At 45.5% G+C, this 12,027-nt stretch carries 12 protein-coding genes; all 12 read left to right on the top strand.

Annotated features, from left to right (window positions below; all coding sequences use genetic code 11):
* Nucleotides 1-159: 159 nt before the first annotated feature.
* Nucleotides 160-648 (top strand): adenosine-specific kinase, encoded by a 489-nt coding sequence (locus ASULF_RS05385; protein ID WP_015590685.1) that lies wholly within the window; start codon nt 160-162, stop codon nt 646-648.
* Nucleotides 649-731: 83 nt separating this feature from the next.
* Nucleotides 732-2,771, top strand: a complete 2,040-nt coding sequence (locus tag ASULF_RS05380) for an acetate--CoA ligase family protein (protein ID WP_015590684.1) — start codon at nt 732-734, stop codon at nt 2,769-2,771.
* A gap of 36 nt (nt 2,772-2,807) precedes the next feature.
* Nucleotides 2,808-3,773, top strand: coding sequence for an AAA family ATPase (locus ASULF_RS05375; RefSeq protein ID WP_015590683.1), 966 nt, complete (start codon nt 2,808-2,810; stop codon nt 3,771-3,773).
* Complete coding sequence (locus tag ASULF_RS05370) at nt 3,770-4,333, top strand: chorismate--pyruvate lyase family protein (RefSeq protein ID WP_015590682.1); 564 nt, start codon at nt 3,770-3,772, stop codon at nt 4,331-4,333. Before ASULF_RS05375 ends, ASULF_RS05370 begins: the two co-directional genes overlap by 4 nt.
* Before the next feature lie 82 nt (nt 4,334-4,415).
* Nucleotides 4,416-4,808 (top strand): universal stress protein, encoded by a 393-nt coding sequence (locus ASULF_RS05365; RefSeq protein WP_015590681.1) that lies wholly within the window; start codon nt 4,416-4,418, stop codon nt 4,806-4,808.
* Between the two features lie 381 nt (nt 4,809-5,189).
* Nucleotides 5,190-7,250, top strand: a complete 2,061-nt coding sequence (locus ASULF_RS05360) for a CoB--CoM heterodisulfide reductase iron-sulfur subunit A family protein (RefSeq protein WP_015590680.1) — start codon at nt 5,190-5,192, stop codon at nt 7,248-7,250.
* Nucleotides 7,243-7,788, top strand: coding sequence for a 4Fe-4S dicluster domain-containing protein (locus ASULF_RS05355; RefSeq protein ID WP_394295715.1), 546 nt, complete (start codon nt 7,243-7,245; stop codon nt 7,786-7,788). The genes ASULF_RS05360 and ASULF_RS05355 overlap by 8 nt, the downstream gene beginning before the upstream one ends.
* Nucleotides 7,789-7,793: 5 nt before the next feature.
* Nucleotides 7,794-8,687 (top strand): CoB--CoM heterodisulfide reductase iron-sulfur subunit B family protein, encoded by an 894-nt coding sequence (locus ASULF_RS05350; RefSeq protein WP_015590678.1) that lies wholly within the window; start codon nt 7,794-7,796, stop codon nt 8,685-8,687.
* Nucleotides 8,684-9,088, top strand: a complete 405-nt coding sequence (locus tag ASULF_RS05345; RefSeq protein ID WP_201763927.1) for a hydrogenase iron-sulfur subunit — start codon at nt 8,684-8,686, stop codon at nt 9,086-9,088. Before ASULF_RS05350 ends, ASULF_RS05345 begins: the two co-directional genes overlap by 4 nt.
* A 1-nt stretch (nt 9,089) precedes the next feature.
* Nucleotides 9,090-10,043 (top strand): NADH-quinone oxidoreductase subunit B family protein, encoded by a 954-nt coding sequence (locus tag ASULF_RS05340; protein WP_015590676.1) that lies wholly within the window; start codon nt 9,090-9,092, stop codon nt 10,041-10,043.
* Nucleotides 10,044-10,077: 34 nt separating this feature from the next.
* Nucleotides 10,078-11,514, top strand: coding sequence for a Ni/Fe hydrogenase subunit alpha (locus tag ASULF_RS05335; protein WP_048098330.1), 1,437 nt, complete (start codon nt 10,078-10,080; stop codon nt 11,512-11,514).
* Between the two features lie 16 nt (nt 11,515-11,530).
* Nucleotides 11,531-12,022, top strand: a complete 492-nt coding sequence (locus ASULF_RS05330) for a hydrogenase maturation protease (RefSeq protein ID WP_015590674.1) — start codon at nt 11,531-11,533, stop codon at nt 12,020-12,022.
* Nucleotides 12,023-12,027 lie beyond the last annotated feature (5 nt).

Raw genomic sequence — 12,027 nt, 5'->3', positions numbered from 1 at the left:
CTTTTGTGAGTTAAATTTTATTAATAGGGAATTATATTCCGTATATTCCGTGATGTGCAAAGAACAATATAAGTTTTTGGTTGGCTTGGCAAGGATGCATCGAGCAGGCAAGTAAGTTCAACGGATAAACTATTTAATTTAAACGGATAATTAAATTCCATGAAGCTCGAAAAAGTTGAGATCGAAAACCCGGATCTGAAGTACCAGATAATCGTTGGTCAGGGAAATTTCGCCATCTTCACAACAGACGACCTCTACTCAACACTTATCAAGGCAGTTCCGGGCATAAAGTGTGCTGTTGCAATGAATGAAGCTGTTCCTAAGCTCACAAGGGTTACAGGAAACGATGAGGAGCTTAAGGAGATAGCCGCGAAGAATGCTTTGAAAATTGGTGCGAGCCATGTATTTGTAATAGTAACTTCCAACGCGTTTCCGATGAATGTTTTGAATGCAATTAAATCCCATCCGGCAGTCTGCAATGTTTTTGTTGGCTCGGCAAATCCAATTGAGATCATCGTTGCGGAAACTGAGCTTGGAAGGGCTGTTCTTGGTGCGGTAGATGGAACGGCTGTTAACAGGATAGAGAACGAAGAGGAAAAGAAGGAGAGGAGAGAACTGTATCAGAAGCTCGGATACAGGCTTGATTAATTTTTAAGATTTTTTATCTATTCAAATTCTAAAAAACCACCCAAAATACCAAAATTTTAATAATCTCATGATTGAATATTATCATGGACTTTCTGAGTGAATACGAGTCGAAAGAACTCCTAAAAAGGTATAACATTAACTGCACTCCTATTTTTCTCTGCAGTAATGAGGACGAGGCTGTCAATAAAGCTAAAGAGCTTGGATTTCCAGTCGTGATGAAGGTCGTATCGAAATCCATCATCCACAAGAGCGATGCTGGTGGAGTTCTACTGAATCTGAACAGCGAGGAAGAAGTCAGGCAGGCTTTCAGGAAGTTGATTGCTTTAGAGGGTGCTTACGCCGTTACCGTGCAGCAGATGGCTGAAAAAGGCATAGAGGTGATGGTTGGAGTTTCGGAGAACGAGCAGTTCGGTAAGTTCATTCTCTTCGGTATGGGTGGTATTTTCGCCGAGGTACTTGAGGACTACTCTCTTAGACTCATACCCCTGACAAGAGAGGATGCTGAGGAGATGATTAGAGAGACGAAAGGATACAGGATATTAAAAGGATACCGCAACTTCAAGGCAGATATCGAGAATCTCACAGAGTTGCTATTGAGGGTTTCAGAGATGGTTGAAAGAGAAAATATTGCTGAGATGGACCTAAATCCAGTTTTCGCCTATGAAGATGGCTACATGGTTGTAGATGCCAGAATAAGGATTGGGAGGGAGAGAAGAGAGTTGAGAGAAACCAACACAAATCTTATCAGAGAGATACTGAACGCAAAGTCGATAGCTGTTGTTGGTGCATCCAGCAACCCGCTAAAGGTTGGATACTCAGTTATAAAAAGCCTCTCAGCCAATAAAAAGCTCAGAATCTATCCGATAAATCCCAAGCTTAACGAAATCGATGGGTTGAGAGTTTACAAAAGTATAGCTGAGATCCCGGAGGATCTCGATCTGGTTGTGATTGCCGTGCCGTCAGAGAAGGTTCTGCAGGTTGTTGAGGAGGCTGCAGAGAAAACCAAGGGCATTTTCATAATCTCATCAGGCTTTAGAGAGGCAGAAATCGAGTATGGGGCTGAAATGCAGAACAGGCTGAAAGAAGTAGCAGAAAAAAACGGGATAAGGATCTTCGGGCCGAACTCCTTCGGAATGATAAATGTTGGGTGGATGAATGCCAGCTTCACGCCAATGTTCAACGAGATGAAAGCTGGAAAAGTGGCACTGGTATCTCAGAGCGGTGGGATCTGCCACTACATCATGCACAACTTTAGAGATGTGGGGTTCAGCTACATCATCCATCTCGGAAACAGATGCGATGTAGATTTTCCAGACATAATAAGGTTTCTGAACGAGGATGAGAGAACGGAGATAATAACGCTCTACATCGAAGGATTGGACTACTCCAGAGAACTTGTAACGGAAATAAAAAGATGCTCAAAGCCAGTAATAGCGATGAAGGCTGGAAAGTCTAAGAAAGCCGACAAGGTTTCAAAGAGCCATACAGGCAGTCTGGCAGGAGATTACAGGCTTTATGTCTCATCACTCCATCAAGCTGGAGCACTGGTAGTGGAGAACCCAACCCAGCTAATCGATGTTGCAAGGATAATTGAAATGACTGGTTTCAGAGGTGGAGGGATTGCCATAGCAACAATTCAGGCAGGACTGGGTTTCATAGCTCTCGATGAGATCGAAACGAATGGTGGGATAGTTGCTGAGCTTGAGGAAAACACTGTCAGAGGGCTAAAAGAAATACTGCCTCCAATAACCATGAGGGAAAACCCGCTCGACCTGTCCTTCAGCGGTCTAAACACAGATCTGCTTAAGGAATCGCTCAATCTACTGCAGAACGATAGCAATGTCGGGGCAATAATGTTTCTGTATGCTGTGTCACCACCAAGCTGGATTATTCCTGTGGAGGTTTTCATCGATGTTTTCAAGGATATGAAAAAACCGGTGATTGTCGTTTATTCATCAACAGATGAGGACTACAATCACTTCAAGAGCAGGATCGAGGCTTTAAACATCCCTGTATTCTCCTCAATTGAGCGGGCAAGCAAGGCTCTGGCTGTTGTCAGCAGATGGTTGGCAGATGGCAGGGCTAATGGTAGTATTGAAAAAAGTAGTGCTGAAAAGAAATGAGAAATAGTTTTTAACCTTCCACAGATTTTTAGATTTATGAAGCTCATCGCCTTCATCGGATATCCATTGAGCGGAAAAAGCACTGCCGGGAAAATAGCCGAGAGTTTAGGAATACCAGTTGTCATTATGGGAGACATCGTCAGGGAAGAGGTCAGGAAAAGGGGATTGGAGCTAAATGACGAGAATGCTGGTAAGATAGCCAATGAACTAAGAGAAAAGGAAGGAATGGATGCAATTGCGAGGAGATGCATACCGAGAATCAGAGAGAAAGGGAAAAAGGGCATAGTTGTCGTCGATGGAATAAGGGGGGTTGCTGAGGTAGAGAGGTTCAAGAAGGAGTTCGGTGATGATTTTATACTGATAGCAATCGAATCAGACATAAAAAATAGATTCGATAGGGCTTTGAGGAGAAAAAGGGATGACGATGTAAAAAGCATAGACGAGCTGAAGGAAAGAGATAGAAGGGAAGAGTCATGGGGAATGAAAGAGGCTTTTGATATGGCAGATCTGACCATAGAAAACAATTCCGATTTCGAGACATTCAGGTCAAAGGTGGAGGCTGTTTTGAAGAGCATTCTGAAATCCATAGATGTTATCATCGAAACCAGAGTCTATCCAACAGAAGATGAAGAAAAAGTCGTGAAAGCCATAAAGAACTTCTTCCCGGATGCTGAGATCAGCATTGAGGATGATGTTTTGAGAGCCAGAGCAAAAAACATCAATCACTTCAGAGAGCTGCTCAGAATGCAGAAGATTCTCGATACGGCGAGAAATGAGATGCTAAAGTCGGTCTCAGGAAACGAGATAACAATACTCCTCAACAAACAGACTGCTACCGTATCAAGAATAAACTTCGTTGAGGAGGATGCAATTCTCTCTCCCATAAAAATAACATTCAGACTTTATGGCATACAGCCAGAGAGGTTAATCGACTACCTCGCTCCAGAGACAAGGGATGGTAGACCTGTCAAGGAGTTAAAGGAGTCGGAGCTTTTTGAATGACCTCTGAAACTCTGATCTCAAAAAGCCTTGAGGATTTTGAGCTGAAACCCATACACAGAATTCTGCTCACAACAGATGGTTCCATAACGACCATAATCGAGGCTTATACCGGAAACAGAGTAGATGTCATAACAAGAGATCAGAGAATCATAAAGGCTGGCAGATATGCAAGCTTACTCAGGATTGATGAGGAGGATGACATCAACTTCAGGGTTGTAAGTCTCATCTCCGGAAACAGAGTATATGCAGAAGCTGTATCGCTAACTCCTCTGAAAAGGCTTGAGCCTGGGTTCAGGGATGATTTAACGAGGGCGGATATACCCATAGGTAGGATACTTAGAAAGCACAAAATTGAGGCCAGAAGGGATATAAACTGGATTGTGGTCTGCCGTTTCAGAGAAATCTGGGTAATGAACATTCCGGATTTTGTAAAAGAATTCAGCAGGAACATAGATCTTGGCAGCGATGAAATAGTTCTAGCGAGGAGCTACAACATAATAAGGAGAGGCGAGGTTCTCATGAACATAACAGAATTCTTCAGGGCGGATATGTTCGAATAATGTTTGCGTAATCTCTCAACCTTTCAACTCCTATTGAATCTAGGCAGTAATCTATAAATAATATTATTGAAAATTTATAAACATGTCAATTGTTGTAGCCCTCAGCAAATCTGAAAGGAGAACGAGGATAATGGACTTTGCAGTAGAGGAGGCGAAATTCAGGAATGAAAAACTAATAATCGTCCACTCGCTATTTGGTGGAAGCAGAACATCAGAAGAGGAAATCACGGAAGGAGAGAGTCTGCTGAAATGGGCTGAAGAGAAGGCAAAGGCTGAAGGTATTGATGTCGAAACCCATCTGCTCGTCAGGGGGAAGGAGGCTGGAGATGACATTATAGATTTTATAAGGGAAGTTAAACCGAAGATGGTCATTGTAGGAGTTAGGAGGAGGAGTCCCACCGGCAAGGTCATTTTCGGTAGCGTTCCGCAGAAGATTATTCTGAACAGTGATGTGCCGGTGGTTTCCATCAGATAGCTGGCTTGCTAATACCAATCTTACCCGCAAAATACAAAATTAATACAAATTTTCATGTTTTTTCTGCTATTTTCGCTAATAGGATTTTTGATGGGCGTTGTTGAAAGCTTTTCCATCACAGATATTTAAAGAGATTTCATGGAATTAAATGTGCATTAAAATTAGTGATGATTTATGCTATTTTCTCAAATGCTAATACACACATATTTTAATTTGTTGAGTATAGTTAAAACATAACAATTTGAACTACAATGTTTTTGACTTTTATTTTTATTTTCTTAGAATTAAGAGATTTATCTGAAATTAAATTGACCGTAAAGCTTATAAGTATTTTATTAAACGCGGACTTATGATTTCTGTATTCACGGGGGTGAGCATACTGTGACAAGGATAGGAGTTTACATCTGCCACTGTGGAGAAAACATTGCTGGAGCCGTTAACATCGAAGAAGTGAAGAAATACGCAGAAACCCTGCCAAATGTCGCTGTTGTCAGAGACAACCTCTTCATGTGTTCAGATCCCGGACAGGAAATGATCAAACAGGATATACGGGATGGGCTGATCGATAGAGTGGTTGTGGCCGCCTGCACCCCGAGAACCCATGAGCCGATTTTCAGGGCCGCCTGTGAAGAAGCAGGCCTGAATAAGTACCTCTTCGAGATGGTCAACATCAGGGATCAGGATAGCTGGGCACACTGGCACGACAAAAAGGGTGCAACTGAAAAGGCAAAGAAGCTCATCAAAAGCGGGGTTGCCAAGGCTGCACTTCTTGAGCCTCTAGAGGAAAGCTATGTTGAGGTAAAACAGGCTGCGATGGTTATAGGCGGTGGCGTTGCGGGAATGTTTGCTGCGTTAGATCTTGCAGATATGGGTTACAAGGTTTACCTTGTTGAAAAGAACCCATCAATTGGAGGAAATATGGCAAAACTCGATAAAACATTCCCAACAAACGACTGTTCCGCATGCATTCTCACACCTGTGATGGTTCAGGTTGCAACCAATCCGAACATAGAACTCATGACCTATTCCGAGGTTGAATCCGTGGATGGATCTATTGGAAACTTCAAAGTAAAGGTCAGAAGGAAGCAGACCTATGTTGACTGGGATAAGTGCACAGGCTGTGGAGATTGCGTGAAGGTCTGCCCAAGCAAGGTTCCTGATGAGTTCAACGAGGGGCTGAGTGAGAGAAAAGCGATATACATCCAGTTCCCTCAGGCTGTTCCCAAGAAGGCTGTTCTCGATGTGGAAGCATGCAGAGAGTGTGGAGGCAGAAAGCTTGGCACTCCTCCTGAGATAAACGAAAAGACTGGAAAGCCGAAGCTCGCCCCGTGTGAGAAGGTATGCAAGACCGGAGCGTGTGATAGATCTATTAACTGGGATCCGGAAGGAGAGATTGTCGAGGTTGAAGTTGGAACGATTATCGTTGCAACAGGTTTCAAAGTGATGGAAAAAGATCACTTCAAGGAGTACTGTCCCGAGTCGCCAAATGTTGTCACCGCTTTGCAGTTTGAGAGATTAATCTCAGCAACCGGTCCAACCGAAGGTGAGCTCATAAAATTGTCTGAACTGCCGAAGTTGAAGAAAAAGAAGAAAGAAGATGTGAAACTCGAAAAACCAAAGACTATTGCCTTCATTTCATGTGTGGGAAGCAGAGATGTGAGATATCACACTTACTGCTCAAAGATTTGCTGCATGTACATGTTAAAGGAAGCGAGGATTCTGAAGGAAAAGTATCCTGATCTTGACATATACATCTTCTTCATAGATGTCAGAACTCCCGGCAAGGACTTCGAGGAATACTACACCTACTGCAAGGAGCTTGGAATTAAGGTCATCTACGGCAGAGTGAGCGGTATAGAAAGAATTCCTGATGGAGAGCGGCTCAGAGTAAGGGCATACGATACTGGCCTCCAGTCACCAGTTGAAGTGATTGCCGATATGGTGGTTCTTGCCACCGCAGTTGAGCCATCAGAGGGGCTGAAGGATCTGACGAGAAAGCTGGGGATCAATGTCGGAGCGGAAGGGTTCCTCAAAGAACTCCACACCAAACTCTATCCTGTGGAAACATCGGTGGCTGGTATATACATCTGCGGTTGTGCACAGGGTCCTCGAGACATCCCGGAGTCTGTTGCACAGGCTAAAGCCGCTGCCGCAGCTGCTGCAGTCCCGTTGGCACAGGGAAGAGTTAAGGTTGAACCTCTCATCTCCGAAGTGGATGCTGATAGATGTTCTGGTTGTGGAATCTGTGTGCCTCTCTGCCCGTATTCTGCCATAAGCATGGAAGAAAAAGATGGAAAGTATATTGCGAGGATCAACATGGCTCTCTGCAAGGGATGTGGGGTCTGCACGGCAGCATGTCCTGTTAAAGCGATCACACTGCATGGTTTCACAACAGAGCAGATAGAAGCCCAGATTGAAGCACTGGGATCGGGAGGTGAATAACTTGGATAGTGATCTTCCCACACCTGTTATCCTGACCGAACTTGAGAAGGGAGTTATCGAGGAAATAAAGGAGCACGGTGGAGAAAACATTGATAGATGTATTCAGTGCGGTAAGTGTGCTGGAAGCTGCCCCGTTGCACTCGCAGGATTCCTGTGGTTCAACAAGAGGTTCATACATGCTTTAACTCTTGGCATTAAAGAAGAAATACTCGATATTCCCTCCCCATGGGCATGTGTTTCCTGCAACAAGTGCACTGAGATCTGTCCACGGGATGTGAAGCCATTTGAGGTTGTTTTTGCTTTGAGGAGAGTGCTTGTAGAAGAGTTGGCAATGCCAACCCTCACGATGGAAGGTCTGAGGACACTGTACGAGTACGGGCATGCAGTTTACCAGACAACATATCCCGAGACGAGAAAGAAAGTTGGTCTGCCAGAAAAACCACCGACAACACTGGCGTATCCTGAAGCTTTAGAGGAATTGAGGGCATTGTTGAGGGAAACAAAACTTGGTGAAATAGGATTGATCCCGATGGAGTGAGGATTATGAAGTTCGGATTATTTCTCGGATGTAACATCCCGCTGAGACGCCCTGATCTGGAGGTTGCTCTAAGGTATGTTTACCCGAAGCTCGGCGTTGAGCTTGTAGACCTCGAGGGTGCTTCATGCTGCCCTACATGGGGGACGATGCCATCCGTCGATCTGGCAGGATGGTGTTCTGTCTCAGCAAGAAACATGTGTATTGCAGAAGAGAAGGGTGTTGATATTCTAACAGTTTGCGGAAGCTGCTATGGTAGCCTCAGCGAGACGAGACATAAACTGCTGCACGATGCCAGGCTCAGGGATGAAGTCAACAGGATGCTAGGTGAGATAGGGAAGGAGTGGAGGGGCACATCCCAGATCAGGCACGGTGTGTGGATCCTCTACAAAGATATCGGTCTGGAAAAGATCAGGAAGTCGCTCAAGTACACGCTTGATGGGTTGACAATAGCCGTTCAACCGGGCTGTCACTTCCTCTGGCCGTCAGAGGTGTATGTCGATAAGGAGAGGAATCCTTTCAGACCGAGGGTTTTGATAGAGCTGTGTGAGGCGATGGGTGCCAAAGCACCAGACTACTCAACAATTACCGATTGCTGTGGAACCGGTGGACTCAGGAGCACGAACCTTGAAAAGTCGCTCAAGCTCTTTGAAAGGAAGATAAAGTCCATTAAGGAGGAGGTCGATCCTGATCTGGTTGTAACATCCTGCAGCTCATGCCTGCTGCAGTATGATGGATCCGTGAAAACCCTGAAAGATAAGGGCAGGATCAATTTTGAGATCCCAACGCTCCATATAGTACAGCTTCTTGCAATTTGTTTAGGGGCAAACCCGGATCAGGTTGCGGGTCTGGCTGTGACGAGTCCTGAAGAGGTTATTAAGAAGATCAGGGGTGAAGAGTGATGGGTGAGTGGGAGCCAAACATAATCGTTATCGCCTGCAACTGGTGTACATATCAGGCTGCAGACCTTGCAGGAAGCCTGAGGTATCCCTACCCAACAACTGTCAAAATCATCAGAGTGCCGTGCTCCGGGAGAGTGGAACCCGAATTTATCATTGAGACTCTGCGAAATGCAGATGGTGTGCTTATAGGTGGCTGTCATCCCGGTGACTGCCACTACAAAGAGGGAAACTACAAGGCTGCAAGAAGGTTCAAGCTCATTCAGAAGATGCTTGTGGAGATGGGTATCGAGCCAGAAAGGGTGCGGCTCGAGTGGATAAGCGGTTCTGAGGGGCTCAGGTTTGCAGAGGTTATGAGAGAATTTGACGCAAAGATTAGGGAACTCGGGCCGTTGAGGTGGTAAAATGTCCAAGATTAAGCTTGCCATATATCTTTCAGCTGGCTGTGCTGGATGTGAGATGGCCCTTGTAGATTTATCTGAGAAGCTTATTGATGCTCTCGAGAACATCGAGATAGTCTGGTGGACTCCAACCGTGGTTGACCTGAAGTACAAAGACCTTGAGAACTTGGAGGATAAGTCCATCGATGTCGCTCTGGTTGATGGAGCGGTTAGGTTGAGCGAACAGGAGCATGTGATAAAGATTCTCAGGCAGAAGACTAAGGTTCTTGTGGCATTTGGAGCATGTGCAGCGATGGGTGGAGTTCCCGGTCTGGCGAACTTCCATAAAAGGGAGGAGCTGCTTGAAACCGCTTATATCAACACATGGAGCACTGACAATCCAGATGGAGTTCTACCACAGACTGAATACGATGTTAACGGATCAAAATTAACGCTGCCCGAGTTCTATGGAGAAGTTAAAGCCCTGCATCAGGTTGTGGACGTTGACTACTTCATAGGTGGCTGTCCACCCCACCATGACCATGTTGCGGTAGCTGTTGAGGCGATAATAAAGGGAGAACTCCCACCAAAAGGCTCCTGGATTACCAGCGGCAAATCCGTGTGTGACTCATGCAGGAGAAATCCTGCTCAGAAAGGAGAAATCAGAAAGCCGATTGAGAAAGTAAGAAGAACGATAGAGGGAACTCCAGATGAAGAATGCCTGCTACAACAGGGCTATCTGTGTCTGGGGCCAGTAACACAGGGAGACTGTGGTGGCTCATGTCCACAGGTGAACATTCCGTGCAGAGGTTGTGGTGGACCGGTCGCAGGAAAGGATTTCGGTGCGAGAGCTGTGGGGGCACTGGCATCCCTTATGACCGATGAGGCCGTTGATGAGATGCTTGAAAAGATACCGAGCCTCGGGAAGTTCCTTTACAGATACTCACTGCCAGTCTCACTGATAAATAGGAAGAAATGATGGAGGTGGAAGATTGAAGGTTGAGATAAATCCCATGACGAGGCTTGAGGGTCACGGGAAGATTACGATAATTATGGATGAGAACGGAAACTTCGCCGATGCTTATTTCCAGACCGTGGAGTTCAGAGGTTATGAAAAGTTTCTTGCTGGACTGCCAATTGAGGAGGTTCCGAGGACTGTATCAACAATATGTGGTGTCTGCAGAGGTGTTCACCATACCGCAGCAACCAAGGCAAGCGATGGAGTTTATGGTGTGGAGCCAACAGAGACTGCAAAGAAGATAAGAGAGCTGTTTCTGAATGCACACTATGTTGAGGATCACGCAGTAATACTCTATGCGCTCGGTCTTCCAGACTTTGTTGTTGGGCCAGAGGCTGATCCAGCAGAGAGGAACCTCATCGGACTCGTAAGGAGAGTTGGAGTAGATATTGCAAAAGAGATACTGAAAAAGAGAAAATGTGCTGTAAAGATATTCGAACTCCTTGGTGGTAAGCCGATACATCCGGTAGCCGGTCTGCCGGGAGGATGGTCAAAGAAGATCGAGGAGAATGAGAGACAGGAGATCGAAAAACTTGCAAAAGAACTCGTTGAACTCGGCCAGATCACGCTTCAGATCTTTGAGGATGTCATACTCAAGAACGAGAAGTATATGGAACTCGTCACAGGAGACCTGTACCGCACAGTGCTGAACTACATGGGCACCGTTGATGACAGCGAGAGGATCAACTACTATGATGGTGTGCAGAAGATAGTCGATACCAGGGGCAACGAGATCGGGAGGTTCAGGGGCAAGGAATATCTGGAGTACATTGCTGAAAGAGTTATTCCATGGAGCTACATGAAGTTTCCATACCTGAAGCAATTAGGCTGGAACGATATCAGAGATGGAGAGGGAACGAGCATTTACAGTGTTGGCCCGCTCCCAAGGCTCAATGTTTCAGAGGGTATGAACACACCTCTCGCACAGGAACACTATGAGAAAATGTTTGAGGTTCTGGGCGAAAAACCTGCCCACTACATACTGTCATTCCACTGGGCAAGGGCGATTGAATTGCTGAACGCTGCAGAAAGGGTGCTCGAGCTCGCACAGGATGAGAGCATAACGAATTCGGATGTGAGGGCTGAACTTGGTGAGGTTACAGGAGAGGGTGTTGGAATACTGGAGGCTCCTCGTGGAACACTGATACACCACTACAAAACAGATGATAGGGGGATAGTGGAAGAGGCGAACCTCATAGTTGCAACAACACACAACAACGCGGCAATCAACCTTGCAATAAGAAACGCTGCGAAGAAATTTGTAAAGAATGGCGAGATTGACGAGAAGATACTCAACTACGTCGAGATGGCATTCAGACCCTACGATCTCTGCCTTGCATGTGCAACCCACACACTGCCCGGAAGGATGCCGATAGAAATCGAGGTTTACGACAGCGAAGGGATGCTGTACAGAAGACTCAGAAACTTCTGATCTCTGTTTATTTTTTATGAAATGCGTTATAGTCGGGATTGGAAATCCCAACCTCTGTGATGACGCCCTTGGAATTAGAGTTATCGAAGAAATTGAGAAGTTAAACCTCAATGCGGATACTTTCGCCCTTTTCATGGGAGATTTTGATGTTCTCGACAAGATACTCGGCTATGATCTCGCGATAATTGTGGATGCGATAAGGCTCGGAAACGAACCGGGAACGATCTATGAGTTCAGTCATGATGAGTTCTCATTCATTCCATTCTCCGGCACTCATGGAATGAACCTGATAACAACACTCAGAGTTGGAATGGAAGTGTTTGGAGAGGAAATGCCCGGAGACATCAGAATCATAGCAGTTGAGGTAGAGGATGTGGAGAGCTTTGGCAGAGATTGCACACCAAAGGTGAAAGCGGCTATCCCGAAAGTCGTGGAACGGATTACGGAGATCGTTGCTGGATCAAATTGTTGCCTGGATCAGATTGCTGCTGAATCGAGACAGAAATAGAAACA

Origin of the sequence: Archaeoglobus sulfaticallidus PM70-1, from assembly GCF_000385565.1 — an archaeon.
GTDB classification, from domain to species: domain Archaea; phylum Halobacteriota; class Archaeoglobi; order Archaeoglobales; family Archaeoglobaceae; genus Archaeoglobus_A; species Archaeoglobus_A sulfaticallidus.
Note: the sequence above shows the minus strand (reverse complement) of the source record. Positions and strands in the feature narration are given on the sequence as shown.